General features: G+C 67.8%; 21 protein-coding genes. 15 read left to right on the forward strand and 6 right to left on the reverse strand.

The features are described 5' to 3' along the window. Positions 1-11: 11 nt before the first annotated feature. The 7 genes from miaB to AC07Q9_RS27225 all read left to right on the forward strand — a co-directional run bounded on the left by miaB (position 12) and on the right by AC07Q9_RS27225 (position 9,652). Entirely contained in the window at positions 12-1,373 is a 1,362-nt protein-coding gene (miaB, locus tag AC07Q9_RS27195) for a tRNA (N6-isopentenyl adenosine(37)-C2)-methylthiotransferase MiaB (protein ID WP_159273894.1), read from the forward strand. After that, a complete protein-coding gene (locus AC07Q9_RS27200; RefSeq protein WP_489059267.1) occupies positions 1,373-2,800 on the forward strand; it encodes a sensor histidine kinase in 1,428 nt (475 codons plus the stop codon). The genes miaB and AC07Q9_RS27200 overlap by 1 nt, the downstream gene beginning before the upstream one ends. Positions 2,801-2,885: 85 nt before the next feature. Then, on the forward strand, positions 2,886-3,494 hold the full coding sequence (locus AC07Q9_RS27205) for a hypothetical protein (RefSeq protein ID WP_495312444.1): 609 nt from the start codon (positions 2,886-2,888) through the stop codon (positions 3,492-3,494). Then, a complete protein-coding gene (locus AC07Q9_RS27210) occupies positions 3,491-4,879 on the forward strand; it encodes a sigma 54-interacting transcriptional regulator (RefSeq protein WP_070060101.1) in 1,389 nt (462 codons plus the stop codon). Before AC07Q9_RS27205 ends, AC07Q9_RS27210 begins: the two co-directional genes overlap by 4 nt. Positions 4,880-5,281: 402 nt before the next feature. Then, the gene (mdoH, locus tag AC07Q9_RS27215) at positions 5,282-7,300 is read left to right on the forward strand and encodes a glucans biosynthesis glucosyltransferase MdoH (RefSeq protein ID WP_495312445.1); all 2,019 of its coding nucleotides are present in this window, start codon (positions 5,282-5,284) and stop codon (positions 7,298-7,300) included. A gap of 310 nt (positions 7,301-7,610) precedes the next feature. Then, positions 7,611-8,516 (forward strand): RNA ligase family protein, encoded by a 906-nt coding sequence (locus tag AC07Q9_RS27220; RefSeq protein ID WP_495312446.1) that lies wholly within the window; start codon positions 7,611-7,613, stop codon positions 8,514-8,516. Beyond that, positions 8,513-9,652 (forward strand): AAA family ATPase, encoded by a 1,140-nt coding sequence (locus AC07Q9_RS27225; protein ID WP_495312447.1) that lies wholly within the window; start codon positions 8,513-8,515, stop codon positions 9,650-9,652. The genes AC07Q9_RS27220 and AC07Q9_RS27225 overlap by 4 nt, the downstream gene beginning before the upstream one ends. Positions 9,653-9,725: 73 nt before the next feature. Here AC07Q9_RS27225 and ffh read toward each other — a convergent pair whose 3' ends face one another. Then, positions 9,726-11,114, reverse strand: coding sequence for a signal recognition particle protein (gene ffh, locus AC07Q9_RS27230; protein ID WP_495312448.1), 1,389 nt, complete (start codon positions 11,112-11,114; stop codon positions 9,726-9,728). A 161-nt stretch (positions 11,115-11,275) separates the two neighbouring features. On the opposite strand from ffh, the gene AC07Q9_RS27235 reads away from it, so the two are divergent. The 8 genes from AC07Q9_RS27235 (at position 11,276) to AC07Q9_RS27270 (ending at position 21,620) form a co-directional block, all read left to right on the forward strand. Then, positions 11,276-12,088 carry a cytochrome C assembly family protein gene (locus AC07Q9_RS27235; RefSeq protein ID WP_056575582.1) on the forward strand — a complete coding sequence of 271 codons (813 nt, stop codon included), beginning with the start codon at positions 11,276-11,278 and terminating at the stop codon, positions 12,086-12,088. Next, complete coding sequence (locus AC07Q9_RS27240) at positions 12,085-12,342, forward strand: PP0621 family protein (RefSeq protein ID WP_307695581.1); 258 nt, start codon at positions 12,085-12,087, stop codon at positions 12,340-12,342. Before AC07Q9_RS27235 ends, AC07Q9_RS27240 begins: the two co-directional genes overlap by 4 nt. Continuing rightward, complete coding sequence (locus AC07Q9_RS27245; protein ID WP_495312449.1) at positions 12,339-14,036, forward strand: two-component system sensor histidine kinase NtrB; 1,698 nt, start codon at positions 12,339-12,341, stop codon at positions 14,034-14,036. The genes AC07Q9_RS27240 and AC07Q9_RS27245 overlap by 4 nt, the downstream gene beginning before the upstream one ends. Positions 14,037-14,041: 5 nt before the next feature. Further along, entirely contained in the window at positions 14,042-15,592 is a 1,551-nt protein-coding gene (locus tag AC07Q9_RS27250; protein WP_495312450.1) for a sigma-54-dependent transcriptional regulator, read from the forward strand. Continuing rightward, entirely contained in the window at positions 15,579-16,196 is a 618-nt protein-coding gene (ampD, locus tag AC07Q9_RS27255; protein WP_495312451.1) for a 1,6-anhydro-N-acetylmuramyl-L-alanine amidase AmpD, read from the forward strand. Before AC07Q9_RS27250 ends, ampD begins: the two co-directional genes overlap by 14 nt. A 348-nt stretch (positions 16,197-16,544) precedes the next feature. Continuing rightward, positions 16,545-19,457 carry a ribonucleoside-diphosphate reductase subunit alpha gene (locus AC07Q9_RS27260; protein ID WP_489059289.1) on the forward strand — a complete coding sequence of 971 codons (2,913 nt, stop codon included), beginning with the start codon at positions 16,545-16,547 and terminating at the stop codon, positions 19,455-19,457. Between the two features lie 212 nt (positions 19,458-19,669). After that, entirely contained in the window at positions 19,670-20,860 is a 1,191-nt protein-coding gene (locus tag AC07Q9_RS27265) for a ribonucleotide-diphosphate reductase subunit beta (protein WP_099795108.1), read from the forward strand. 199 nt (positions 20,861-21,059) lie between these two features. Beyond that, positions 21,060-21,620 carry a histone H1-like DNA-binding protein gene (locus AC07Q9_RS27270; protein WP_492679275.1) on the forward strand — a complete coding sequence of 187 codons (561 nt, stop codon included), beginning with the start codon at positions 21,060-21,062 and terminating at the stop codon, positions 21,618-21,620. A gap of 114 nt (positions 21,621-21,734) precedes the next feature. Here AC07Q9_RS27270 and AC07Q9_RS27275 read toward each other — a convergent pair whose 3' ends face one another. The 5 genes from AC07Q9_RS27275 to accB all read right to left on the reverse strand — a co-directional run bounded on the left by AC07Q9_RS27275 (position 21,735) and on the right by accB (position 26,885). Then, positions 21,735-22,637, reverse strand: a complete 903-nt coding sequence (locus AC07Q9_RS27275) for a carbohydrate kinase family protein (protein WP_495312452.1) — start codon at positions 22,635-22,637, stop codon at positions 21,735-21,737. Between the two features lie 58 nt (positions 22,638-22,695). Beyond that, positions 22,696-24,081, reverse strand: a complete 1,386-nt coding sequence (locus tag AC07Q9_RS27280; RefSeq protein ID WP_495312453.1) for a zinc-ribbon and DUF3426 domain-containing protein — start codon at positions 24,079-24,081, stop codon at positions 22,696-22,698. 82 nt (positions 24,082-24,163) lie between these two features. Further along, positions 24,164-25,054, reverse strand: a complete 891-nt coding sequence (gene prmA / locus AC07Q9_RS27285) for a 50S ribosomal protein L11 methyltransferase (protein WP_495312454.1) — start codon at positions 25,052-25,054, stop codon at positions 24,164-24,166. A 20-nt stretch (positions 25,055-25,074) separates the two neighbouring features. After that, on the reverse strand, positions 25,075-26,424 hold the full coding sequence (accC, locus tag AC07Q9_RS27290; protein WP_056575613.1) for an acetyl-CoA carboxylase biotin carboxylase subunit: 1,350 nt from the start codon (positions 26,422-26,424) through the stop codon (positions 25,075-25,077). 2 nt (positions 26,425-26,426) lie between these two features. After that, a complete protein-coding gene (accB, locus tag AC07Q9_RS27295; protein WP_489059298.1) occupies positions 26,427-26,885 on the reverse strand; it encodes an acetyl-CoA carboxylase biotin carboxyl carrier protein in 459 nt (152 codons plus the stop codon).

The raw sequence follows: 26,885 nt of genomic DNA on the forward strand, positions 1-26,885 counted from the left end.
GAGAGCTCCCCATGAAAAAAGTATTCATCAAGACCTTCGGCTGCCAGATGAACGAGTACGACTCGGACAAGATGGCCGACGTGCTCCACGCCGCGCAGGGCTACGAGCCCACGCAGAACGTGGACGAGGCCGACCTCATCCTGTTCAACACCTGCTCGGTGCGCGAGAAGGCACAGGAAAAAGTGTTCTCCGACCTCGGCCGCGTGAAGCACCTGAAGGCCAAGGGCGTGAAGATCGGCGTGGGCGGCTGCGTGGCGAGCCAGGAAGGCCAGGCCATCATCGCGCGCGCACCGTACGTCGACATCGTGTTCGGCCCGCAGACGCTGCACCGCCTGCCCGAGATGCTGAACGACCGCGAGCGCCTGGACCGCCCGCAGGTGGACATCAGCTTCCCCGAGATCGAGAAGTTCGACCACCTGCCGCCCGCCCGCGTCGAAGGCGCCACGGCCTTCGTGTCGATCATGGAAGGCTGCTCCAAGTACTGCAGCTACTGCGTGGTGCCCTACACCCGCGGCGAGGAAGTGAACCGCCCGCTGGACGACGTGCTGGTCGAGATCGCCGGCCTGGCCGACCAGGGCGTGCGCGAGATCACGCTGCTGGGCCAGAACGTGAACGCCTACCGCGGCAAGATGGGCGACACCGCCGAAATCGCCGACTTCGCGCTGCTCATCGAATACGTCGCCGAGATCCCCGGCATCGAGCGCATCCGCTACACCACCAGCCACCCGAACGAGTTCACGCCCCGGCTCATCGAGGCCTACGCCAAGGTGCCGCAGCTCGTCTCGCACCTGCACCTGCCGGTGCAGCACGGCAGCGACCGCATCCTCATGGCGATGAAGCGCGGCTACACCGCCATGGAATACAAGAGCACGGTGCGAAAGCTGCGCGCCATCCGCCCCGACCTGGCCCTGTCCAGCGACTTCATCGTCGGCTTCCCCGGCGAGACGGATGCCGACTTCGACAAGATGATGAAGCTCATCGACGACTGCCAGTTCGACAACAGCTTCAGCTTCATCTTCAGCCCGCGCCCCGGCACGCCCGCCGCCGCGCTGCAGGACGACACGCCGCACGAGGTGAAGCTGGCGCGCCTGCAGACGCTGCAGCGCGTGATCGACGGCAACGTGCGCCGCTTCGGCGATGCGCTGGTAGGCAGCACGCAGCGCGTGCTGGTCGAGGGTGCCTCGCGCAAGGACGCGAACGAACTCATGGGCCGCACCGCCTGCAACCGCGTCGTCAACTTCGAGGGCGACGCCCGCCTCGTGGGCCAGATGGCCGACCTGCGCATCACCCGCTCGCTGGCGTACACGCTGCGCGGCGAAGTGGTCACGCGCGAATCGGCCCTGGCTGCTGCCGCCACGGCGCTCGCCCACTGATGGCGAAACGTCCATCCGTCCGGGGCTCGTTCCAGCAGCTCCTGCTGTTTGCCTTTTTGCTGATCACCGCCCTGCTGGTGGGCGTGGCGCTGCGCTCGGTGCTGCAGTACGACGCGCTCGTCACCCAAAGCCGCGACGCCGCCGCGCGCGCGCTGCGCCTGTCGGGCGCCTCGCAGTCGCTGGCCGAACGCAGCGCGGCCATGGAACGCGCGGGACGCCAGTCGCTGGTGCTCAATGACGCCGTGCTGCGCCGCCGCTTCGACGAGGCGGCGCGTGAAGCCCACCAGGTGCTGGAGCGCCTGGAACGCAACGGCCTGCCGGCCGCCGGCATCGACATGTGGCGCAGCCAGCTCGGCGTGATCGAAGGGCTGCTCGGCGGCAGCCCCGACAGCGCCCTGGCGCGCGAGAGCACGATGGCGATGCAGTTTCGCGAACTCGACGCCCTGAACACCAACATCGCCCAGCAGGCGCAGTTCCTGATCGAAACGCAGAACGACGCGCTGGCCAAGCGCATCGAGAACGCACGCCGCCGGCTGATGCGCGAGGTGGTGGCTGCCAGCGTGCTGGCCGTGCTGCTGGCGCTGGCCTTCGGCATCTGGCTGGCGCGCCCCTTCAAGCGGCTCGAGAACGCCATCGTCGGCCTGGGCCAGAACCGGCTCGACGAACCCATCGACATCCGCGGCCCGGCCGACGTGCGGCGCGTGTCGCAGCAGCTCGAATGGCTGCGCCTGCGCCTGACCGAGCTCGACGCCGACAAGGCGCGCTTCCTGCGCCACGTGTCGCACGAGCTGAAGACGCCGCTGGCGGCGCTGCGCGAAGGCGTGTCGCTGCTCGAGGACGGCGTGACCGGCCCGCTGAACCCGGCGCAGCTCGAAGTCGCGCAGATCCTGCAGCAGAACACCGTGTCGCTGCAGAACCAGATCGAGGCGCTGCTGCGCTTCAACGCCGCCGCCTTCGAGGCGCGCGAGCTTCGCCGCGAGCGCACCGAGCTGCTGCCGCTGATCGAAGAACAGATCGAGGCCCAGCGCCTGCAGTGGCAGGCGCACGGCCTGCGCGTGCGCGCCGAGGGCGAGCCGATCACGCTCACGGTCGACCGCACCAAGCTCGGCACCGCCATCGCCAACCTGCTGTCGAACGCGATCCGTTTCTCGGCCGCGGGCGGCGTGATCACGCTGGCCGTGTCGGGCACGCCGGAGGCGGTGCACATCGACGTGTGCGACGCCGGCCCCGGCATTGCCGTGGGTGACCGCGACCGCATCTTCGAACCCTTCTTCCGCGGCGAGCGCCAGCCCGAGCACACGGTGAAAGGCACCGGCATCGGACTTTCCATCGTGCAGGAGTACATTGCAGCCCATGGGGGCCGCATCGCCCTGCTGCCGGACGGCCCCGGTGCACGCTTTCGCATCGAACTGCCGCGCACGACCTGACCCCGGACACCCCCTCCAACACCGCCCCGCGCTTTTTCGACCCATGTTCCTTTCGTTCGTCCGCAGATCCACCTTCGCCGGGGCCATGGCCGTGCCATGCGCCCTGTTGCTGGCAGCCTGCGCCTCCCAGCCCAAGCCACCGGCCGAAGCCGACGCGCTGCCGCCGCCCGTGGCCGCGCCGCGCGTGGTGCCGGTCGAGGCCGAGCCCCGCGCGCCGGCCACGCAGCCGGCCTCGCTCTTCACGCAGCTCACGCAGGGGCCCCTCGCGACCATGCTGGCCTATGCCGACAAGGTGCGCCCGCTGGGCGGCGCCGACCTGAGCGCCGAAATTGCGCGCGTCAGCGAACAGGGCGAGACGCCTGCGGCGCAGATGCAGCTCGCGCTCCTGCTCGCGCAGACCCGCGTGCCGGCCGACCTGGCGCGCGCGCTGGGCCTGCTGCAGCGCGTGATCGCCAACCCGGCGCCCGAGGCGCAGCCGCTGCATCCGCTCGCACGGGCGCTGGCCGCGCGCTATGTCGAGCAGCGCCGCGTCGAGGACGACCGCGACAAACAGGTGCAGCAGCTGCGCGACAGCCAGCGCCGCATCGACCAGCTCAACGACCGCATCGAGGCGCTGCGCGCCATCGAGCGCAGCTTCGCCCGGCCGAACACGCCGGCACCCACGCCATCCAACGGAAGCAGATCCAACCCATGAGTACAGCTGGTGCCCGCCTCCTCGTGGTCGACGACGACCCGGACATGCTGCGGCTGCTCTCGATGCGGCTGGTGTCGGCGGGCTACCAGGTCACGGCCGTCACCTCGGCCGAGACCGCGCTCACGCAGCTCGAGATCGAGCACCCGCAGCTGGTACTCAGCGACGTGCGCCTGCCCGGGCGCGACGGCCTGCAACTGTTCGACGAGATCCGCAAGCGCCACCCGACGCTGCCGGTGATCCTGCTGACCGCGCACGGCACCATTCCCGACGCGGTCGAGGCCACGGCGCGCGGCGTGTTCACCTACCTCACCAAGCCCTACGACGCGCGCGAGCTGCTCGAGAAGATCGCGCAGGCATTGGCGCTCGGCGCGCCGACCACCACGCCGAGCAAGACCGGCGACGACAGCTGGCGCTCGGAAATCGTGAGCCGCAGCAACCGCATGGCCGAGTTGCTGGCCGAGGCGCGCATGGTCGCCAAGTCGGACGCCTCCGTGCTGCTGCGCGGCGACTCCGGCGCCGGCAAGGAACTGCTGGCGCGCGCCATCCACAAGGCCAGCGCGCGCGCCGACAAGCCCTTCGTGGCGGTCAATTGCGGCGCCATTCCCGAGGCACTGCTCGAATCCGAGCTGTTCGGCCACATGAAAGGCGCCTTCACCGACGCCCACGCCAACCACAAGGGCCTGTTCCAGCAGGCCGACGGCGGCACGCTGCTGCTCGACGAAATCGGGGACATGCCGCCCGCGCTGCAGGTCAAGCTGCTGCGCGTGCTGCAGGAGCGCGCGGTGCGCCCGCTGGGCGCGAGCCAGTCGATCGAGGTCGACGTGCGCATCGTCTCGGCCACCCACCGCGACCTGGACGCCGCGATGGAAGCCGGCCAGTTCCGCGAAGACCTCTATTACCGCCTGAACGTGGTGACGCTCACGCTGCCGCCGCTGTCGGCGCGGCGCGAGGACATCCCGCTCCTGGCCAACCACTTCCTGCAGAAGCTGTCGACCAAGTACGGCAAGCGGCTGTCGGGCTTCGCGCCCGAGGCGCTGAAGGCACTGACCACCGCCGCGTGGCCGGGCAACGTGCGCCAGCTCTACAACGTGGTGGAGCAGGTCTGCGCGCTGTCGGGCTCGCCGCTGATCCCGCTTGCGCTGGTGCAGCGCGCGCTGCGCGTGCCGAGCGTGGAGGTGCTCACCTACGCCGAGGCCAAGCAGCGTTTCGAGCGCGACTACCTCGTCGGCCTGCTCAAGCTGACCGACGGCAACGTGGCCGACGCCGCCCGCCTGGCCGACCGCAACCGCACCGAGTTCTACCGCCTGTTGCAGAAGCACGAGCTCACGCCGGGCAACTTCAAGGCCGACGTTGTCGCTCCCGGTGGCGACCCTGTCGCCGAGTAGCGACAGGCCTAAGTCGTTGATTTGAAAGGCTGTTTCCCGAGGGCCTCCCCGGCTTGTCGGGATTCGGCGACAAAAACGGGGGTTTCGGGGGCCCGACAGGCTCCTCCCCCACGGAAAACGGTTCCGATTCGCGCCAAGTCGTTGATTTGAAAGCGTTTTTCCAGGCTGGCACAGGGTTTGCCCCTGTACTGGCATGACAGCACTTACCAGCCCATCTTTCGCACTGCGTCCGCAGCGCGACGGCCTGCGTCAAAAGCAGTTTTCCTCCTCGCGGCCCCGTGCCGCGGGCCATTCGCTGACCGCGCTCTCCGGCGTCGGCGGCGCCGCCACGGACTGCGTCTTCAAGCGCCTTCCGGCCATTGGCGACACCCCCCTGGACAAGCAACGTTGGTGAATGAAACGATGAAGCCGAACGACTTCTCCCACCTCAACGTCCTCGCCGAATCCGATTTCGCGCACCGCAGCGCGCTGCGCGAAGAACGCCACCCCAACGCCGTCACCGCACCGCCGCTGAACCGCGGTTCCATGGCACCGCGCCCCTGGCGTGGTTTCTGGAACAGCCTGGGCACCGCCATGCTCGTGCGCCTGGGCGCCGGCCGCAACGCCGACAGCGCCCCCGCCGCCAAGCAGGCCGCCCCGGCCCCGCAGGCTTGGGAACGCGCCGCCGGCCAGCGCCGCCTCGCCTTCATGCTGCTCACGCTGCTGAGCACCGTGATCGCGTCGTCGCTGTTCGCCAGCGTGCAACCCGACTACGACAACGTCTGGCTCGAATACGGCCAGATCGGCCTGTACGGCCTGCTCTCGGGCTGGGTCGTCACCGGTTTCGTGACCGCGCTCATGGGCTTCTACGTTTCCGTGCGCGGTGACAAGCACGCCCTCTCGGCGAAACAGGTGGCCCACCACCCGATGAACCCCGAGGCACGCACCGCGATCATCATGCCGATCTGCAACGAGGACGTGGCCACGGTGTTCGCCGGCCTGCGCGCCACCTGCGAATCGGTCGCCTCCACGGGCCACGCCAAGCAGTTCGACGTGTTCGTGCTGTCCGACAGCTACAACCCCGAGACCGCCGCCGCCGAGCGCGCCGCCTGGGAAGACCTGCGCGCCGCGCTGGCCGAGAGCCCGAACCAGCCGCAGGTCGAGGTGTACTACCGCCTGCGCACCCGCCGCAAGCACCGCAAGGCCGGCAACGTGGCCGACTTCTGCCGCCGCTGGGGCAAGGACTACCGCTACATGGTCGTGCTCGACGCCGACTCCGTGATGAGCGGCGACTGCCTGGCCTCGATGGTCAAGCTGATGGAAGCCAACCCCACCGCCGGCATCATCCAGACCGCGACGCAGGCCATCGGCCACGTCACGCTGCACGCCCGCGCCCAGCAGTTCGCTTCGCGCGTGACGGGTCGCCTGTTCACGCTGGGCATGCAGTTCTGGCAGCTCGGCGAGTCGCACTACTGGGGCCACAACGCGATCATCCGCGTCGAAGCCTTCATGAAGCACTGCGCGCTGGCCCCGATCAAGGGCACCGGCGGCATGTCGGGCGGCATCATGTCGCACGACTTCGTCGAAGCCGCGCTGATGCGCCGCGCCGGCTACCACGTGTGGCTGGTGTCCGACCTGGTCGGCAGCTACGAGCAGCAACCGCCGGACCTGCTGGCCGAGCTGCAACGCGACCGCCGCTGGTGCCAGGGCAACCTGCAGAACGCCCGCCTGATGGCCGAGCCCGGCATCCACCCGGTGCACCGCGCGATGTTCGTGACCGGCACCATGGCGTATGTCTCGGCCCCGCTGTGGCTCGCGTTCCTGACGCTGGGCACCGCCCTGTGGCTGAGCGGCTCGAGCCTCGTGTCGAGCTGGAACGTACTGCCCGCCGAACTGGCCGGCCTGTGGGTCTGGACCCTGTGCCTGCTGTTCCTGCCGCGCGTGCTGGGCATCGCCGCCGTGCTGATGCGCGGCGAGCAACGCCAGTACGGCGGTGTGTGGGGCCTGGTGAAGAGCTCGGTGCTCGAAGCCGGCCTGGCCATCGTGCAGGCTCCGGTGCGCATGCTGGCCCACTCGCTGTTCGTGCTCGTCGCCCTCACCGGCATCAAGCTCGACTGGAAGTCGCCTCCGCGTGAAGCCAACGCCGTGCCGTGGAAGGTGGCAGCCTCGCAGTTGGCCCCCATGTCGCTGGTGATCGCCATGCTCGCCATCGGCGTCGCCATGATCGACCCGAGCGCGCTGATCTGGCTCATGCCCGTCGGCCTGCCGCTGCTGCTGGCGATCCCGCTGACCGTGCTGACCAGCCAGATCGCGCTGGGCACCACGCTGCGCGACCGTGGCTTCCTGCTGATTCCCGAGGAATCGCGTTCGCCCGCCGTGCTGCGCCGCGCCTGGATGCATGCACTGCGCCTGGCGCGCCCGGCGGCACTGGCCACGGCCTGATGCGCTGAAGACACAGCCCTCCAAAAAGCCGGCCTCAGGGTCGGCTTTTTTCATGGCGCATCGCTAGAATCTCGCCTTCGTTTTTTCATCCACCCACGGATCCCTTCGATCCCCTGGAGCGCCAAGTGCCCCGATTCGCCGTCATCACCCTCTGACGCCGACAACACCACTCGCTGGTCATGTCGGGCGCCAAGCTGCGTTCCCACACTGACCAGGCACGGCCGCCCGCTGCGGCCGCCGAGTCGATCTCTCTTCCAGCTTCGCTCCCGCACGTTGTCGGTCTTTCCTGATTTGCATCTGGAGAACCAACGTGTTTCCCCTTTCCTCTCTTTCGCTTTCGTCGATCCCGCTGCTCAAGTACCCACGTACAGCGCACCTGGAGGGCTCGCGGCTGCAGGCCGGCGATACCGACGACGGCCAGACGCCGTTGTCCGCGCTACAGGGCCTGCATGTGGTCATCGAGGAAAAACTCGATGGCGCGAATGCGGCCGTGTCGTTCACCTCGGCAGGCGAATTGCTGCTGCAGTCGCGCGGCCACTACCTGGCCGGCGGCGCGGGCGAGCGGCAGTTCAACCTGTTCAAGCACTGGGCCGCCGCCCATGAAACGGCGCTGCTCGAACGGCTCGAAGACCGCTACGTGATGTACGGCGAGTGGTGCTTTGCCAAGCACAGCTGCTGGTACGACCGGCTGCCGGCCTTCTTCCTGGAGTTCGACCTCTACGACCGGCAGGCGCAGAGCTTCCTGTCGACCGCCGCGCGGCATGCGCTGCTGGCCGAGGGGCCGGTGCTGTCGGTGCCCGTGCTGTACGAGGGCGAGATGCCGCGCAGCGCGAAGGCATTGCGCGCGCTGGTGCAGCCGTCGCTCGCGCGCAGTGCCGACTGGAAGCCGGCCTTCGAGCAGGCCGTGCAGCACGAAGGCCAGCCGCTCGACCTGGTGCGCCAGCAGACCGACCTGTCCGACCTCGCCGAGGGCCTGTACCTCAAGACCGAATCGGGCGGCCAGGTGACGGGCCGCTACAAGTGGGTGCGACCGGACTTCGTGCAGACCATCCTCGACTCGGGCTCGCACCACAGCCGCCGGCCGGTGCTGCCCAACCAGCTGGCGCCGGGCGTGGACCTCTACGCGCCGACACCGCAAGTGAACTGGCAAGACCTGGGGCTGCGCACGATGCGCGACCCCGCCGAGCTGGCAACAACCACAAGGAGGCCGCGATGACCTATGACGATCTGCGCGCGCTGGTGCCGAAGCTCTCGCAGAGCTACGACTGGGCGCAGTGCTGCGACCTGCTGCCGGCCCTGCTGCGCCTCGAAGAAACGCCGCAGGACCCGTACTACCACGCCGAAGGCAACGTCGGCCTCCACACGCGCATGGTGCTCGACGCGCTCCTGGCCGACGCGCACTACCAGCGCGCCGACGCCGACGGCCGCTTCGTGCTGTTCATGGCCTGCCTGCTGCACGACATCGCCAAGCCCGACACCACCGTGATCGACGAAGCCAGCGGCCGCATCGGCCAGCCCGGCCATTCGCGCCGCGGGTCGGTCGACGTGCGCGTGCTGATGTGGAAGGCCCGCGTGCCCTTCGCGTTGCGCGAGGCCGTGTGCCGGATCATCGCGGTGCACCAGGTGCCGTTCCACGCCTTCGCCTCGCGCAAGGGCGTGCGGCCCGAGTGGCTGGCCCACAAGCTCTCGTGGGAACTGAGCCTGCCCGACCTGTGCTGCGTGGCGCGCTGCGACATGGTGGGGCGCCACTACGAGAAGCGCGCCGACAGCCTGGCCGACATCGCGCTCTTCGAGCAACTCGCGCAGGAAGAAGGCTGCTGGGAAGGCCCGCGACAGATGGCCGATGCGCACACGCGCCTGGCCTACTTCCGCGGCGCCGACACCAGCCCCGACTACCCGCTGTTCCAGACGCCGGGATCGCAGGTCACGGTGATGTGCGGGCTGCCCGCCAGCGGCAAGAACCACTGGGTGGCGCAGCACCGCAAGGGCTGGCCGGTCGTGTCCTTCGACGATGCGCGCGCCGAGCTGGGCCTCAGGCACGGCGAGAACGATGGGCTCGCCGCGCACCACGCGGTCGACCAGGCCAAGGCGCTGCTGCGCAAGCAGGAGCGTTTCGTCTGGAACGCCACGCACCTGAGCCAGCAGATGCGCACCAAGACGCTGGACCTGCTCTGGGCGTACCACGCGCAGACCGAGCTGGTGTACCTGGAAGTGCCGCATGCCGAGCTGATGCGCCGCAACCGCGCGCGCGACACGACGCTGTCGAACGCGGGCATCGAGCGCATGCTGCATCGCTGGGAGCTGCCGGCGCCCGTCGAAGCGCACGACACGGTCTACGACGTGCAGACCTGAAAACGACGAAGCCCGCCGGGGCATCCCCCGGCGGGCTTCTGTCCATGTGTCTATATATATGTGTGTGTGCGGCTCAGAACGGCAGCTTCGGCCCGCCGGCCCCGCCCATTCCGCCCATGCCCTTCATGCCGCCCATCTTCTTCATCATCTTCATCAGGCCGCCGCCCTTCATCTTCTTCATCATGCCCTGCATCTGCTCGAACTCGTTGAGCAGGCGGTTCACTTCCTGAACCTGCACGCCCGCACCGGCCGCGATGCGGCGCTTGCGCGTGGCCTTGAGCAGCTCGGGCTTGCGGCGCTCCAGCGGGGTCATGCTCTGGATGATCCCTTCCTTGCGGCGGATGTCGCGCTCGGCGCGGGTCATGTCGGCCTCGGTGGCCTTGGCGGCCATCTGCTGGGGCAGCTTGTCCATCAGGCTGGAGAGGCCGCCCATCTGTTTCATCTGCTGCAGCTGGCCGAGAAAGTCGTTGAGGTCGAAGCCCGCGCCGCTCTTGACCTTGGCCGCGAGCTTCTGCGCCGCTTCGACGTCGACGCCGGCCGTGACCTGCTCGACCAGCGCGACGATGTCGCCCATGCCCAGGATGCGGCCGGCGTGGCGCTCGGCGTCGAACACTTCGAGGCCGTCGATCTTCTCGCTCGTGCCGGCGAACTTGATCGGCACACCGGTGACCTGGCGCACCGACAGTGCCGCACCGCCGCGCGAATCGCCGTCGGTCTTGGTCAGGATGATGCCGGTGAGGGGCAGCGCCTCCTTGAAGGCCTTGGCGGTGTTGATCGCGTCCTGGCCCTGCATGGCATCGACCACGAACAGGGTTTCGACCGGGTTCAGCTCGGCGTGCAGCTGCTTGATTTCGGTCATCAGCACTTCGTCGATCGCGAGGCGGCCGGCCGTGTCGACCAGCAGCACGTCGAAGTAGTGGCGCTTGGCGTGGTCGAGCGCGGCGCGCGCGATGTCCAGCGGCTTCTGGTCGGGCGTGCTCGGGAACCACTCGGCGCCGGCCTGCTTGGTGACCGTCTTGAGCTGCTCGATGGCGGCGGGGCGGTACACGTCGCCCGACACGGTGAGCACCTTCTTCTTGCGCTTCTCGATCAGGTGCTTGGCCAGCTTGGCGGTGGTGGTGGTCTTGCCGGCGCCCTGCAGGCCGGCCATGAGGATCACCGCGGGCGGCTGGGCCGCGAGGTTGATGTCGGACACGCCCTCGCCCATGGTGGCGGCGAGTTCGCGGTTGACGATGCCGACCAGCGCCTGGCCCGGCTTGAGCGAGCCCAGCACTTCCTGGCCAAGCGCCTTCTCCTTCACGCGGGCGACGAAGTCGCGCACCACGGGCAGCGCCACGTCGGCCTCCAGCAGCGCCATGCGCACCTCGCGCAGCATGTCCTGCACGTTGCTTTCGGTGATGCGCGCCTGGCCGCTCATCGTCTTGACGAGGCGGGAGAACTTTTCGGTGAGGGCGGTGGCCATGAAGGAAATACCTTGTTGTCCGCGGCAGCGGACCGATGGAAAGTCGTGAAAACCTGGAAGCGGTACGTGGGCCCGCTCTCTCGCGGGGGTGGCCCCCGGCGGGGGTGGGCGAAGCGACGCGACGTGCGCGAAGCCGGGGGGCGAGCCTATACACTCCAGCGATGATTTTAGCGATCCCCTCCCCACTCGGCGTGGCGCTGGGCATCGCCACCGCGGCAGCCTACGGTTTTGCCGCTGCCGCCGGTGCGCGGCTCAGCCGCCAGACCACCCAATGGGCGCTCGGCATCGCATGGCTGCTGCACGCTGCGGTGCTGGGCCACGGGCTGATCGGCGGCGACCCTCGCTTCGGTTTCGCGCCGGCGCTGTCGGTCACGGCGTGGCTGGTGCTCACGGTCTACGCGGTCGAAAGCCGCCTGTACCCGCAACTGAAGGCACGCCGTGCGCTGGCCTGGCTGGGCGCGGCTGCCGTGCTGCTGGCGCTGCTGTTCCCCGGCACGCCGCTGCATGTCAGCGCCTCGCCCTGGCTACCGCTGCACCTGGCGCTGGGCATCGCCTCGTACGGCCTGTTCGGCGCCGCCGTGGTGCACGCCTGGCTGATCACGCGGGCCGAAAAGCAGATCCGCCTGGCCAGTGCCGACGCACAGGCCGGCGTGCCGCTGCTCACGCTGGAACGGCTCACCTTCCGCTTCGTCACGGCGGGCTTCGTGCTGCTGTCGGCCACGCTGCTGGCCGGCCTGCTGTTCAGCGAACAGCTCTACGGCGCCGCCGGCCGCGCCTGGAAGTGGGACCACAAGACCATCTTCTCGGTGCTCGCGTGGCTCAGCTTCGCGGTCCTGCTGACCGGCCGCGCGCGCTTCGGCTGGCGCGGACGCACCGCGCGGCGCGTGCTCTACGCGGGCGCGGCGCTGCTGCTGCTGGCCTACGTGGGCTCGCGCTTCGTGCTCGAAGTCGTGCTGACGCGCTTGCCCGCATGAAGTACCTGCTCGTCCTCGCGGTGGTGTGGGTCGCGATCTGGCTCTGGCGCAAGAACCGGCGCGAAGAGATGCGCGACGCGCAACAGGAACGCGCCAGGAAAGCACAACAGCGCACGCCGGCCGTCGGCCCGCCGCAGGCGATGGTGCGCTGCGCCCATTGCGGACTGCACCTGCCCGCGGCCGACGCACTCCCCGGGCCGGACGGCGCGGTGTTCTGCAGCGCCGCCCATCGCCAGGCCGGCACCTCCGCATGAGTTCGTTGCGCCGGTCGCGCGGCGAGCCGGCCACCGACTGGGACGTGCTCGACCTGGGCGCCGGCGACAGCACCGCGCTGCTGCGGCTGTGGCGCGGCTTCATGGCAGCGCGCTGTTTCGTGGCGCTGGTGCTGGTGCTGCTGCAGGGCGTGGCCTTCGCCATCGGGCAGACGGTGCAGCCGCTGCCGATCGTGCTGTCGGGCGGCTACCTCGTGCTGGCCTGGCTGGAGATGCGCTATGCGCACTTCGCGCCGCCGATCCGCGGCTTTTCCACCCTCTGGCTGCTGACCATCGGGGTCGACCTGGGCATCTTCAGCGCCCTGCAGGTGCTGCAGGGCGGCAGCGTCAACTACACGCCGCTGTTCGCGCTGCCGGTGCTGATGAGCGCGGTGCTCGGCACGTTGCTCGTGGGCCTGGGCACCACGGCCACCGTGACGCTGCTGCTGCTGGCCGACGCCGGCTGGCACTGGCTGCAGCAACCCGGCGATCCTTCGGCGCGCTTCGTGCAGGCCGCCCTCACCGGCACCGGCCTGTTCGTGGTGGCGCTGCTCGCGCACGAGCTGGCGCGCCGGCTGGCACGCGAAGAGGCGGTGGCGCAACGCAGCCGCACCCATGCGCAGATGCAGGCACAGGTCAACGACCTGGTGATCGAAACGCTCACCGAAGGCGTGCTGGTGATCGACGCCGAGGGCCTGGTGCACACCGCCAACCCGGCGGCCGACGCGATCCTCGGCCAGGGCCTGGCGCAGTTGCCAATGCCGTTCCCGCTGCACACCCAGCCGGCCTGGCATGCGCTGGCCGCGCTCGCACGCCAGACCTTCGCGCGGCGCGCGCCGCAGACCGAAGAGATCCCGGTGGCGCAGGCCCGCGGCGCGGCGCGCGAGGTGCGCGTGCGCACCCGGCTCACGCCCACCGACGACCGCCGCGCCGACAGCCTCTGCGTGATGTTCCTGCAGGACCTGCGCGAGCTCGAAGCCCGCATCCGCACCGAAAAGCTCGCCGCGATGGGCCGCATGTCGGCCGCGGTGGCGCATGAAATCCGCAACCCGCTGGCCGCCATCGCGCAGGCCAGCGCGCTGCTCAGCGAAGACCTGACCGACCCGGCGCACCGCAAGTTGACCGACATGGTGCAGCACAACGCGCAGCGCCTGGCGCGCATCGTGGACGACGTGCTCGACGTCTCGCGCGCGCGCCAGCAGCGCGTGCTGTCGCTGGGCGAACAGCTGGTGCTCGACCCGGCCGCGCAGATCCTGGCCGAGGAATGGGTGCGCCAGACGCAGCGCAAGGGCGTGCGCGTGGCGCTCGATGCGCCGGGCAGCGAGGTGCGCTTCGAGGCCGAGCACCTGCGCCGCCTGCTGGTGAACCTGCTGGACAACGCGGCGCGCTACGCCAGCCAGCGCGACGGCGCGATCCAGGTCATCACCACCTTGCAGCGGGCCGGCGTGCAGCGCGCCGCGTTGCTGGTGTGGAGCGACGGCGCGCCGCTGGAGCCGGCGGTGCAGCGCCACCTGTTCGAACCCTTCTTCTCGTCCGAGAGCCGCTCCAGCGGCCTGGGCCTGTTCCTGTGCCGCGAGCTGTGCCGGCGCCACGGCGCCACCATCGGCTACGAACGGCGCGCGCTGGTGCCGGGCGGGCCCGAGGGCAATGAATTCTTCGTCAGCTTCGCACCGAGCGAAAACCGGCTGACACAATAGCGGCCGTGAGCTCCCTCCCGCCTTCCGCCGCCGCCCCGCGCCCCGCGCAGATCCTCGTCATCGACGACGAACCCGACCTGCGCACGCTCTACGAACTCACGCTGCTGCGCGAAGGCTACCGGGTGGAAGCGGCAGGCAGCGTGTCCGAAGCCTGGCAGCACCTGGAAGCCGGCCGCTTCGACGCCGTGATCACCGACATGCGGCTGCCCGACGGCGAAGGCATGGAGATCATCCACCGCATCCAGAAAGACCAGCGCAGCGAGCGCTGCGTGGTCATGACCGCCTACGGCTCGGCCGAGAACGCGGTCGAGGCACTGAAGGCCGGCGCCTTCGACTACCTCACGAAGCCGGTCGACCTGAAGCAGTTCCGCGCCGTGGTGGCGTCGGCCGTGCAGGCCAACCGCGCGGCGGTGGTCGTGCCCCAGAAGCCGGCGCCGCAGGCCGCGGGCCACGGCGGCGAACGCCCCGATGCGCTGTCCGTGACGCGCAGCGGCGCCACCGCGCTCGACCGGCTGGTCGGCGACTCCGATCCGATGCGCCTCGTGAAGTCGCGCATCGCCAAGGTGGCGCGCGGCATGGCGCCGGTGCTGGTGCGCGGCGAATCGGGCACCGGCAAGGAGCTGGTCGCGCGCGCCGTGCACGGCTGCAGCCAGCGCAGCGAAGGTCCCTTCGTCGCGGTGAACTGCGGCGCGATCCCCGAGAACCTGCTCGAGGCCGAGTTCTTCGGTGCCAAGAAGGGCTCGTACACCGGCTCCTCGCAAGACCGCGACGGCTACTTCCAGGCGGCGCGCGACGGCACGCTGTTCCTCGACGAAATCGGCGACCTGCCGCTGGCCATGCAGTCGAAGCTGCTGCGCGCCATCCAGGAACGCAGCGTGCGCGCCATCGGCTCGACGCAGGAAGACGCGGTCGACGTGCGCATCGTGAGCGCCACCCATAAAGATCTGCACGCCGAGGTGCTGGCCGGCCGTTTCCGGCAAGACCTGTTCTACCGCCTCAATGTGATCGAGATCGCGGTGCCCGCATTGCGCGAGCGCCGCGAAGACCTGCCCGCGCTGTGCACCGCGCTGCTCGCGCGCATCGCGCAGGACGGCGGCCTGCCCGTGCCGCGCCTGTCCGACGCGCTGCTGCAGCGCCTGGCCCAGCACCCGCTCGACGGCAACGTGCGCGAGCTCGAGAACCTGCTGCATCGCGCCGTCGCGCTGAACGACGGCGACGAGCTGCACATCGACCTGATGGGCGCGATGACGCCGATGCCGGCCGTGCCGCGCGGCGAATCCGCTGAAGCGCCAGCCGCCGTTGCGGTGGCTCCCGTCGCCGCGCCCGCCGTCGAGCCAAAACCCGCGCCGCCGCCGCTGCCCTCCGACCTGCAAGCCTGGCTCGACCAGCAGGAGCGCGAGATCCTCGTGCGCGCGCTGCACGAAAGCGGCTTCAACCGCACCGCCGCCGCCGCGCGGCTGGGCATGAGCCTGCGCCAGATCCGCTACCGCATCGCGCGCCTGGGCATCTCCACGCCCAACGGCGACGACGGCGCCACCACGCATGCCGACGACTGACGTCCCCGTCACCCCACCGGCCGGCGACGACGGACTCTGGCGCGCCGGCTGGTACCGCTTCGCCAAGGCCCTGCCCTCGCCCAACTTCGGCCCGCGCCCCGTCGGCGCGCAGACCGACCTGATCGTGCTGCACTCGATCAGCCTGCCACCGGGCGAATACGGCGGCAACGCCGTGCAGCAGCTCTTCACCAACCGGCTCGACTGGGACGCGCACCCGTACTTCCAGTCGATCCGCGGGCTTGAGGTGTCCTCGCATTTCTATGTGCGACGCAACGGCGAACTCTGGCAGTTCGTGAGCTGCGAGGACCGCGCCTGGCATGCCGGCGTGTCGTCGTGGCGCGGGCGCAGCAACTGCAACGACGACTCGGTCGGCATCGAGCTCGAAGGCCTCGAGGGCGAGCGCTTCGAAGAGGCGCAGTACGAGACGCTGGCCAGCCTCTGCGCCGCGCTCGCGCAGCACTACGCCATCGCCCACATCGCCGGCCACGAGCACATCGCGCCCGGCCGCAAGCAGGACCCCGGCGCCGGTTTCGACTGGCGCCTGCTGCGCGAACAGCTCGGCTGGAATCCACAGATGTTTCCCGAGCAGGTGGTGGCGCGCTAATTTTTTCAATCGCGCGGCGCCTCGTGATGCGGCGCTCTCGCGGCGCAGCAATTCGATGAGCGCAAGCGCGCAGCGCAGCAACCATGCGGCCTGCAGGCCCAAATCGCCTTGCAAGCCGCGCCACGCGTGGGTTGCGCCACCATGGGCCAGTATTCACGCGGCATCGCTGGCGATGTGCTGAGTCCGATGCAATTTCTGTAGGGGTTGTATCCAGAGGCAAACACTACATCTAGTGGTTGTAGCCCTCCCAGACCCTAGATATAGTGTCCTCCCGTTCGGCAACAACGCCGACGCAAGGTCCGCGAGGCCTTGCCATCCAACAAGAATTGCACAACCGAGAGGAAGCGAATGCAAACTGCACTGAACACCCCGTCGACCCCCCGCGCCGTCCCCGCGACGCCGCAGCAGCAACAAGACACTGCGGGCTCGCCCACCGGTCAGAACCTCGCCCACTACCAGATCATTCGCCGCAACGGCGCCGTCGTTCCCTTCGAACCGAACAAGATCGCCATCGCCATGATGAAGGCCTTCCTGGCCGTGCATGGCACCCAGGGCGCGGCTTCGGCCAGCGTGCGCGAAACGGTCGACGTGCTCACGCAAGGCGTGATCCGCGCCATGGTGCGCTCGCGTCCGGGCGGCGGCACCTTCCACATCGAAGACGTGCAGGACCAGGTCGAGCTCGGCCTGATGCGCGGCGGCCACCATGAAATCGCACGTGCCTACGTGCTGTACCGCGAACGCCGCACCCAGGAACGCTCGAAGCAAGGCGAGCAGGACGTGCCCGCCGCACCGGCGCTGCATGTGCTCGACAACGGCGAGCGCGTGGCGCTCGACCTGAACGAGCTCAAGGGCCTGATCGAATCGGCCTGCCAGGGCCTGGGCGACAGCATCACCGCCGCCCCCATCGTCGCCGAGACGATGCGCAACCTGTACGACGGCGTGCCGCTGGACGAGGTCTACAAGGCTTCCATCCTCGCTGCCCGCACGCTGATCGAGAAGGACCCCGACTACACCTTCGCCACCGCGCGCCTGCTGCTGCACACGATCTTCAAGGAGATCATCGGCCGCGAAGTGATGCCGGTCGACCGTGCCACCGCCTACGCCGACTACTTCCCGCAATTCATCAAGAAGGGCGTGGACAACGAGCTGCTCGACGAAAAGCTGCTGCAGTACGACCTGCCCCGCCTGGGCGCCGCCCTGAAGGCCGAGCGCGACAACCAGTTCGACTACCTGGGCCTGCAGACCCTGTACGACCGCTACTTCCTGCACGTGCGCAAGTCGCGCATCGAGCTGCCACAGGCGTTCTTCATGCGCGTGGCCATGGGCCTGTCGCTGAACGAAATCGACCGCGAAGCCCGCGCCATCGAGTTCTACGAAGTGCTGTCGTCGTTCGACTTCATGTCGAGCACGCCCACCCTGTTCAACGCCGGCACGCTGCGCTCGCAGCTGTCCAGCTGCTACCTGACCACCGTGCCCGACGACCTGGACGGCATCTACGAGTCGATCAAGGAAAACGCGCTGCTGTCGAAGTTCGCCGGCGGCCTGGGCAACGACTGGACCCGCGTGCGCGCACTGGGCAGCCACATCAAGGGCACCAACGGCGAATCGCAAGGCGTCGTGCCGTTCCTGAAGGTGGTGAACGACACGGCCGTGGCCGTGAACCAGGGCGGCAAGCGCAAGGGCGCCGTCTGCACGTACCTGGAAACCTGGCACCTCGACATCGAGGAGTTCCTGGAGCTGCGCAAGAACACCGGCGACGACCGCCGCCGCACGCACGACATGAACACCGCCAACTGGATCCCCGACCTGTTCATGCGCCGCGTGATGGAAAAGGGCACCTGGACGCTGTTCTCGCCCTCCAACGTGCCTGACCTGCACGACCTGTTCGGCGCCGACTTCGAGAAGGCCTACGTCGCCTACGAAGAGAAGGCCGCCCGCGGCGAGATCAAGCCCGCGCGCACCATCCAGGCGTCGGACCTGTGGCGCAAGATGCTCACGATGCTGTTCGAGACCGGCCATCCCTGGATCACGTTCAAGGACGCCTGCAACGTGCGCTCGCCGCAGCAGCACGCCGGCGTGGTGCACTCGTCGAACCTGTGCACCGAGATCACGCTGAACACCAGCGACACCGAAACCGCGGTGTGCAACCTGGGTTCCGTGAACCTGCTGCAGCATCTGAAGGACGGCAAGGTCGACCAGGAAAAGCTCCAGAAGACGATCTCCACGGCGATGCGCATGCTCGACAACGTGATCGACATCAACTACTACGCCGTGAAGAAGGCGCGCGACTCCAACCTGCGCCACCGTCCGGTCGGCCTGGGCCTGATGGGCTTCCAGGACGCGCTGTACGAACTGCGCATTCCCTACGCCTCGCAAGAAGCCGTGCAGTTCGCCGACGAGTCGATGGAAGCCATCTGCTACCACGCCTACTCGGCATCGGCCGACCTGGCGCGCGAACGCGGCAAGTACTCGAGCTACAAGGGCTCGCTGTGGGACAAGGGCATCCTGCCGATCGACACGCTCGACCTGCTCGAGAAGGCCCGCGGCGGCTACGTCGAGGTGGACCGCTCGTCCACGCTCGACTGGGACGCACTGCGCCAGAAGATCAAGAGCCAGGGCATGCGCAATTCGAACTGCGTGGCCATCGCTCCGACCGCGACCATCTCGAACATCATCGGCGTCGACGCCTCGATCGAACCCTGCTTCGGCAACCTGTCGGTCAAGTCGAACCTGTCGGGCGAGTTCACCGTGATCAACCACTACCTGGTGCGCGACCTGAAGCGCCTGGGCCTGTGGGACGACGTGATGGTCATGGACCTGAAGCACTTCGACGGTTCGCTGCGCCCCATCGACCGCGTGCCGCAAGACGTGAAGGCGCTGTACGCCACCGCGTTCGAAGTGGAAACCACGTGGCTGGTGGAAGCCGCCTCGCGTCGCCAGAAGTGGATCGACCAGGCACAGTCGCTGAACATCTACATGGCCGGCGCCTCGGGCAAGAAGCTCGACGACACCTACAAGCTCGCCTGGCTGCGCGGCCTGAAGACCACGTACTACCTGCGCACGCAGAGCGCAACGCACGCTGAAAAGTCGACGGTGCAATCGGGCCGTCTCAACGCGGTGTCGTCGGGCAACGACGCACCCTCGGGCATGAGCGCACTCGAAGCCGCCGCTGCTGCAGCGCAGGCACAGATGAGCGCGATGCCCGCCACCGACATCGCGTTCTGCGGTGTCGACGATCCGACCTGCGAAGCCTGCCAGTGATGTGCAAGTGAAGCGTCAACACACCAGACGCTTCGATCGATCAGCGAGGTGCTCGCACACGTAAAAAGCGCGCGACGTTCAATCAATCAAGGCATTGACTGACGTCGCGCGATGCATGTGAGCAACATAACAACCCCATAAATGGCGCACGATGTGAACGAGCACTTTGCAACTCACATCGTTGCTCCGATAATTGCGCATTGGATTTTTCTATGTTGACCTGGGACGAAGAAGTCAAGCCCTCCTTACCAAAGGATATGCAACAAGGATTGCAGCAGCACCACGCATCGACCAGCGGTTCTTCCGCAGGTCGCGCGGTCGCCGCTCCGACTTCGTCGCTTGCACAACCCGCCACTGCCACCGCACCGGTGGCCGCCGCTGCAGGCCAGCGCGTCAAGGCTTCCGACAAGCGGATCATCAACGGCCAGACCGACGTCAACCAGCTGGTGCCGTTCAAGTACAAGTGGGCCTGGGAAAAGTACCTCGCCACCTGCGCCAACCACTGGATGCCGCAGGAAGTGAACATGACGCGTGACATCGCGTTGTGGAAGGACCCGAACGGCCTGACCGAAGACGAGCGTCGCATCGTCAAGCGCAACCTCGGCTTCTTCGTGACCGCCGATTCGCTGGCCGCCAACAACATTGTGCTGGGCACCTACCGCCACATCACGGCTCCCGAGTGCCGCCAGTTCCTGCTGCGCCAGGCCTTCGAGGAAGCGATACACACGCACGCGTACCAGTACATCGTCGAGTCGCTCGGCCTGGACGAGAGCGAGATCTTCAACGCCTACAACGAAGTGCAATCGATCCGCGAGAAGGACCAGTTCCTGCTCCCGTTCATCGACGCCATCAGCGACCCGCTCTTCAAGACCGGCACGCACGAGACCGACCAGACGCTGCTCAAGTCGCTGATCGTGTTCGCCTGCCTGATGGAAGGCCTCTTCTTCTACGTCGGCTTCACGCAGATCCTTGCGCTGGGCCGCCAGAACAAGATGACCGGCGCCGCCGAGCAGTACCAGTACATCCTGCGCGACGAGTCGATGCACTGCAATTTCGGCATCGACCTGATCAACCAGCTCAAGCTCGAGAATCCTGGCCTGTGGACCGCAGAGTTCAAGGCCGAGATCAAGGACCTCTTCATGAAGGCCGTCGAGCTCGAATACAAATACGCCGAAGACACCATGCCGCGCGGCGTGCTCGGCATGAACGCCTCCATGTTCAAGGGCTACCTGCGCTATATCGCCAACCGGCGCGCGCAGCAGATCGGCCTCGAAACGCTCTTCCCGAACGAGGAAAACCCGTTCCCCTGGATGAGCGAAATGATTGACCTGAAGAAAGAGCGCAACTTTTTCGAAACCCGCGTGATCGAGTACCAGTCGGGTGGTGCGCTCTCCTGGGATTGAATTTTTCGATACACAACAATTCATGAATTCAAGAATTGCCCTTGCCACCGATCGCGCCACAGAGCGCGGCATGGACGAGGGCTCAGGTGTTCATGGTGCTGGGGCTCAGATTCCAACGCCATGAATCGCTTCACGCTCCCAACGCGCGTGGAGTGCTTCAATAGGTTGATTTTTTCAACTTGATCAAGGAGAAATAGAAATGGCAACTGCAAAGAAAGCGCCGGCCAAGAAGGTCGCTGCAAAGAAGGCTCCGGCTAAGAAGGCTGTCGCCGCGAAGAAGGCTCCGGCAAAGAAGGTCGCTGCCAAGAAGGCTCCGGCCAAGAAGGTCGTAGCGAAGAAGGCTCCGGCAAAGAAGGTCGCTGCCAAGAAGGTCGCTGCCAAGAAGGTTGCAGCCAAGAAGGTCGTAGCGAAGAAGGCAGCACCGGCGAAGAAGGCCGCTGCCAAGAAGGCTCCGGCAAAGAAGGCCGCCGCCAAGAAGGCGCCTGCCAAGAAGGCCGTAGCGAAGAAGGCGCCTGCCAAGAAGGCTGCTGCCAAGAAGGCGCCTGCGAAGAAGGCTGCCGCCAAGAAGGCTCCTGCCAAGAAGGCCGCGGCCAAGAAAGCCGCGAAAAAGCCCGCTGCCAAGCCTGCCGCTGCTGCCAAGAAGCCTGCTGCCAAGAAGGCCGCCGCGCCTGCGAAGGCTGCCGTAGCGCCTGCCCCTGCGGCGCAAACGACGCTGAATCCCCAGGCAGCCTGGCCGTTTCCGACGGCCAGCAAGCCCTGAGTGAATTCTCAGCGGCCCTGAAAGGCATGAAGCCCGGCACCGCAAGGTGCCGGGCTTTTTTCATGGGCGCCCGCTGTGGCCGCATCGCCGAAGCGATGCGGGCCAATCAGCGAATCACAGGTCGAGCGTGGCGCGATCGATCTGGTAGTTCTGCGGTCCGCGTTGCGCGATCTTGAGCGCGCCGATGCGGTTGCCGAGCGCTGCGCAGCGCGCCAGCGGCCATTCCTTTTCCAGACCGTACAGCAGGCCACCGCGCCATGCGTCGCCGCAACCCGTGGGCTCGATCACCGCCGTCGGCGTCACGCCGGGCACGTGCTCGCGTTCACCCTTCGTCCACACCTCGCAGCCTTCGGCGGCCAGCGTGACCACGAGGCCGCGCACGCGTTGCGAGATCTCGGCCAGGCTCCAGCCGGTGCGCTGCGACAGCATCTTGCCTTCGTAGTCGTTGACCACGACCCAGCTCGCGAGTTCGATGAAGTGGCGCAGCGCGTCGCCATCGAACATCGGCAGGCCCTGGCCCGGATCGAACACGAAGGGAATGCCGGCGGCGGCGAACTGTTCGGCGTGCTGCAGCATCGCGTCACGGCCGTCGGGCGCGATGATGCCGAGCTTGATGTCCTCGCGCGCCACCACCTTCGTGAGGTGCGCCTGCTGCATCGCGCCGGGATGGAACGCCGTGATCTGGTTGTTGTCCGTGTCGTTCATGATCATCGCCTGCGCGGTGAAGGTGTCGTCGAGCTGACGCACGAACTCCGTGCTGATGCCCAGCGTGCGCATGCGCTCGGCGTAGTCGGCGCCGTCGCTGCCCAGCGTGGCCATCGGCAGCGCCGTGCCGCCCAGGGCGTTGAGGCTGTAGGCGATGTTGCCGGCGCAGCCGCCGAAGTCACGACGCAGGCCTGGCACCAGAAACGACACATTCAGGATGTGCAGCTGGTCCGGCAGGATCTGGTCGGCGAACCGGCCTTCGAAAGTCATGATGGTGTCGAACGCGAGGGAACCGCAAATCACTGCTGCCATGGGTGGACCGTAGGTTGGATGAGAAAGGGAACGAACGGCGCGCGTGTCGGCGCTCCGCTCAGGGATAGAAAGCTTCGACGCGGTAGCCCGCGATCGGCGGCAGTGCCGCTGCTTCGCTGGCCGACAAGGTCAGCGGCAGCGAGGCCGCACGGTCGGCTCGCGCCGCCAGCACACCCGGCGCGCCGTAGTCGGTTGGCGTCAGCACGCGGCGCACGACGGCTTGTTCTTGCGTGTCGAGCAGCGACAGCTCGATGGCCGGCATCGCGAGCGGCACGGTCGCCGCGTTGCGCAAGGTGAAGCTCAGACGGTAGTCGTTGCCGCCGCTCTTCTCGCGCGCGAAGGCCGCGCCTTCGATCACGATGTCGCCGATCTGGCGCAGCGCCGCGAGCTCGCAGCCGGTGTACTGGCACAGCGCCGACAGGGCCGGCCGCAGGTTCGGCTGGCGCGCAACGATGCCGTCGCGCTCATGGCGAACGATCTGCACGATGAGGACCAAGGCCGCGAGCACAGCGAGCACCACGAGCAGGCGGCGCACGCCCTTGCGCTGCCAGAAGCCAGGAGGCTTGTCAGCCGGCTCGTCTTCTTCGGCGAAGGGATGGTCCTCGGGCGCCTCGAAGGTCGCGGAGAGCGAGAAGTCCGGCTCACCTTCGGCACGGATGCCGGGGCCCGGCAGCGGCGCAGCAGCCTCTTCGCGGGGTTGCGCATCGCGGGCCTTGGCGTTCGCGATCTTGGCCGACTTGGCGCGCGCGCGGCGCAGCGCCTTCTGGATCTGGAGCTGGTCGTGGTCTTTTTCTTCCTGCTCACGCTCTCCAGCCGCGCCATCGTCGTTCTCACCGGTCGCCGCGACCAGCCCGCGCAGCGCACTGCTGCGCGGCAGATTGGGCAATGGCGGTGCAGGTGACGGCGACGCAGGCGGCGGTGCACCGAGGTTCAGGTCGATGTTCGGAAACGGCGGCAGCGAAGTCGCGGGCGGGCGCCATGCGGGTTCGGTGGCGTCGAGGTCGGACCAGGGCTCGTCTGCGGCGAGGCCGTGCGCGGGCAGCGTCAGCGAGAAAGGCAGTGGCGGCGCAGCCGGCGCGACGGTGGTGGCGGCGGTCGACAGTCCGGCCTCTTCTTGAGGGGCGGGTGATGGCGCCTGGGACTCGGGTTCATCGTCGAGAAAGTCCGCCTCCTCGACCGCCGGCTGTACTGCCGTCAGGTCGATGCGCGCGTCGTCGAAAGACGCCACCAGTGCAGCCATCGAAGCCATCGGCGAAGGGGCCGGCGCGGGTGCCGGTGCGGCAGGCGCGGACACCGCGCCATCGGGCGCCTCCTGCAGGTCGAGCGTCGCATCGAACACATGGCTGCAGCGGCCGCAGCGCACCCAGCCGTCCGAGATGCGAAGCTGGTCGCGCACCACCTTGAAGGTGGTGGTGCAGGCGGGGCAACGCGTGACGAGGCTCATGACCGGGCGATTGTAGGGTTGGGCCCTCGCCGTGCAGGCAGGCGCCCGGGGCACCCGCAGCGCGAGCGCCCGGCCACACGCTTCAGCAGCGTGCGGTCATGAGGATCCAGCCGTCCTCGGTGTCGCTGACTTCGAGCGCGGCGTACGGCGCATAGGCTGCCTTCAGCTCGTCGGCCTGGCGCTCGAGGATGCCGGCCAGCACCAGCGAACCGCCGGCGGCCACGTGGCTGCGCAGCAGCGGCGCCAGCACCTTGAGCGGCGTCGCGAGGATGTTGGCGAGCACCGTCTGGTACTCACCCTTGGCCGCTTCGGGCAGGCCGGCGTTCAGTTGCACGCCGTTGGCCTCGGCGTTGAGTCGGGTCGAGGAGACCGCGGCCTCGTCGATGTCGACGGCGTCGATGGTGCGCGCGCCGAACTTGGCGGCGCCGATGGCCAGGATGCCGGAGCCGCAGCCGTAGTCGAGCACGCGCTGGTCGGCAAAGGCGCCCTCGCCTTGCGTCGCGATCCAGCGCAGGCACATGCGCGTGGTCGGGTGCGTGCCGGTGCCGAAGGCCAGGCCCGGATCGAGCCGGATCACCTGCTTCGCCTGCGCGGGCGGCTCGTGCCAGGTCGGCACGATCCAGAACTCGGGCGTGATCTCGACCGGTGCGAACTGCGATTGCGTGAGCCGCACCCAGTCCTGATCAGGCACCGGCGCCACGCCGAGCACCGCGCAGCCGTCGAAGAAGTCCTGCAGCGCGAGCACCGAGGCGGCCTCGTTGGCGGCATCTTCATCGGGGAACAGCGCAATCACGCGCGAACGCTGCCAACCCTCCTTGGGCGGCGGCATGCCGGGCTCGCCGAACAAGGCCTGCTCGGCATCGGTCTGCGCGTCGGCGTCTTCGACCGACACGCTCAGCGCATCGAGTGCGTCGAGCGCATCGCCGAGCATTTCGACCCGGTCTTCGGGCGCCATCAGGCGGAGTTCAAACATACAGGGCGCTGCGCGTGGACTCAGCGCTTGTGCGCCGCGAGCCACTCTTCGAGGTAATGAATGTTCGTGCCGCCGCTCATGAACTTGGCGTCGACCATCAGCTCGCGGTGCAGCGGCATGTTGGTCTGGATGCCTTCGATCACCGTCTCGTTCAGGGCCGTGCGCATGCGCGCCATGGCCTGTTCGCGGGTGTCGCCGTACACGATGATCTTGCCGATCATCGAGTCGTAGTTCGGGGGCACGAAGTAGTTGGTGTACACGTGCGAGTCGACGCGCACGCCAGGGCCGCCCGGCGGGTGCCACATGGTGATGCGACCCGGCGACGGCGTGAACTTCCACGGATCTTCGGCGTTGATGCGCACTTCGATGGCGTGGCCGCGCATCTCGATCTGGCGCTGCGTGAACGGCAGCTTCTCGCCGGCGGCGACCATGATCTGCGTCTTCACGATGTCGATGCCGGTGGTGAACTCCGTGACCGGATGCTCCACCTGCACGCGCGTGTTCATCTCGATGAAGTAGAACTCGCCGTTCTCATACAGGAACTCGAAAGTGCCGGCGCCGCGGTAGCCGATCTTCTTGCAGGCCGCTGCGCAGCGCTCGCCGATCTTCTCGATCAGCTTGCGCGGAATGCCGGGGGCCGGCGATTCCTCGATCACCTTCTGGTGGCGGCGCTGCATGGAGCAGTCGCGCTCGCCCAGGTAGACGGCGTTCTTGTGCTTGTCCGCGAGGATCTGGATTTCGATGTGGCGCGGGTTCTGGAGAAACTTCTCCATGTACACGGCCGGATTGTTGAAGGCCGCGCCGGCTTCCGCCTTGGTCATCTGGATCGCGTTGACCAGTGCCGCTTCGGTGTGCACCACGCGCATGCCGCGACCACCGCCGCCGCCCGCCGCCTTGATGATGACCGGGTAACCGATCGCACGGGCGATGCGCTTGTTGGTGGCGGCGTCGTCGGACAGTTCGCCTTCCGAGCCGGGCACGCAAGGCACGCCAGCCTTGATCATGGCCTGCTTGGCCGAGACCTTGTCACCCATCGTGCGGATGTTGTCAGGCGTCGGGCCGATGAACTGGAAGCCGCTTTGCTCCACGCGTTCGGCGAAATTGGCGTTCTCGCTCAGGAAACCGTAGCCGGGGTGGATGGCTTCGGCATCGGTCACCTCGGCGGCCGAGATGATGGCCGGCATGTTGAGGTAGCTCAGGCCCGAAGGCGCCGGGCCGATGCACACGGCTTCCTGCGCCAGCTTGACGTACTTGGCTTCGCGATCGGCTTCGGAATAGACCATCACGGCCTTGATGCCCATTTCGCTGCAAGCGCGCTGGATCCGAAGGGCGATCTCCCCCCGGTTTGCAACCAGAATCTTCTTGAACATGCTTACTCGATGATGAACAGCGGCTGGCCGTATTCGACCGCCTGGCCGTTTTCGCCGAGGATCTGGGTGACCGTGCCGGACTTGTCGGCCTCGATTTCGTTGAGGATCTTCATCGCCTCGATGATGCAGAGCGTGTCGCCCTCGTTCACCTTGCTGCCGACTTCGACGAAAGCCGCGGCGCCCGGGCTGGACGAACGGTAGAAGGTGCCGACCATCGGCGACTTCACGGCATGGCCGGTCGGGGCAGCCTCGACGGCGGGGGCAGCGGCGGCCACAGCGGCACCAGCGACGGCGGGCGCTGCCACGGCGGGCGCGGCGGCCAGGGTCTGCACGTACTGCACGGGGGCGGCACCGCCACCCTTGACGATGCGGACCTTGCCTTCGGTCTCGGTGATTTCCAGTTCGGAAATATTCGATTCGGACACCAGATCGATCAGTGTCTTGAGTTTGCGCAGATCCAT

The organism is Variovorax sp. GW821-FHT09A10, from assembly GCF_059418385.1.

Coding starts and splice junctions, on each gene's coding strand:
- AC07Q9_RS27225 (WP_495312447.1), top strand. CDS start 8,513: ATGACCTATGACGATCTGCGCGCGCTGGTGCCGAAGCTCTCGCAGAGC.
- ffh (WP_495312448.1), bottom strand. CDS start 11,114: ATGGCCACCGCCCTCACCGAAAAGTTCTCCCGCCTCGTCAAGACGATG.
- AC07Q9_RS27280 (WP_495312453.1), bottom strand. CDS start 24,081: ATGAGCCTCGTCACGCGTTGCCCCGCCTGCACCACCACCTTCAAGGTG.
- AC07Q9_RS27235 (WP_056575582.1), top strand. CDS start 11,276: ATGATTTTAGCGATCCCCTCCCCACTCGGCGTGGCGCTGGGCATCGCC.
- accB (WP_489059298.1), bottom strand. CDS start 26,885: ATGGATCTGCGCAAACTCAAGACACTGATCGATCTGGTGTCCGAATCG.
- AC07Q9_RS27270 (WP_492679275.1), top strand. CDS start 21,060: ATGGCAACTGCAAAGAAAGCGCCGGCCAAGAAGGTCGCTGCAAAGAAG.
- miaB (WP_159273894.1), top strand. CDS start 12: ATGAAAAAAGTATTCATCAAGACCTTCGGCTGCCAGATGAACGAGTAC.
- accC (WP_056575613.1), bottom strand. CDS start 26,424: ATGTTCAAGAAGATTCTGGTTGCAAACCGGGGGGAGATCGCCCTTCGG.
- AC07Q9_RS27265 (WP_099795108.1), top strand. CDS start 19,670: ATGTTGACCTGGGACGAAGAAGTCAAGCCCTCCTTACCAAAGGATATG.
- AC07Q9_RS27200 (WP_489059267.1), top strand. CDS start 1,373: ATGGCGAAACGTCCATCCGTCCGGGGCTCGTTCCAGCAGCTCCTGCTG.
- AC07Q9_RS27260 (WP_489059289.1), top strand. CDS start 16,545: ATGCAAACTGCACTGAACACCCCGTCGACCCCCCGCGCCGTCCCCGCG.
- AC07Q9_RS27210 (WP_070060101.1), top strand. CDS start 3,491: ATGAGTACAGCTGGTGCCCGCCTCCTCGTGGTCGACGACGACCCGGAC.
- AC07Q9_RS27275 (WP_495312452.1), bottom strand. CDS start 22,637: ATGGCAGCAGTGATTTGCGGTTCCCTCGCGTTCGACACCATCATGACT.
- prmA (WP_495312454.1), bottom strand. CDS start 25,054: ATGTTTGAACTCCGCCTGATGGCGCCCGAAGACCGGGTCGAAATGCTC.
- AC07Q9_RS27205 (WP_495312444.1), top strand. CDS start 2,886: ATGGCCGTGCCATGCGCCCTGTTGCTGGCAGCCTGCGCCTCCCAGCCC.
- ampD (WP_495312451.1), top strand. CDS start 15,579: ATGCCGACGACTGACGTCCCCGTCACCCCACCGGCCGGCGACGACGGA.
- AC07Q9_RS27240 (WP_307695581.1), top strand. CDS start 12,085: ATGAAGTACCTGCTCGTCCTCGCGGTGGTGTGGGTCGCGATCTGGCTC.
- AC07Q9_RS27245 (WP_495312449.1), top strand. CDS start 12,339: ATGAGTTCGTTGCGCCGGTCGCGCGGCGAGCCGGCCACCGACTGGGAC.
- mdoH (WP_495312445.1), top strand. CDS start 5,282: ATGAAGCCGAACGACTTCTCCCACCTCAACGTCCTCGCCGAATCCGAT.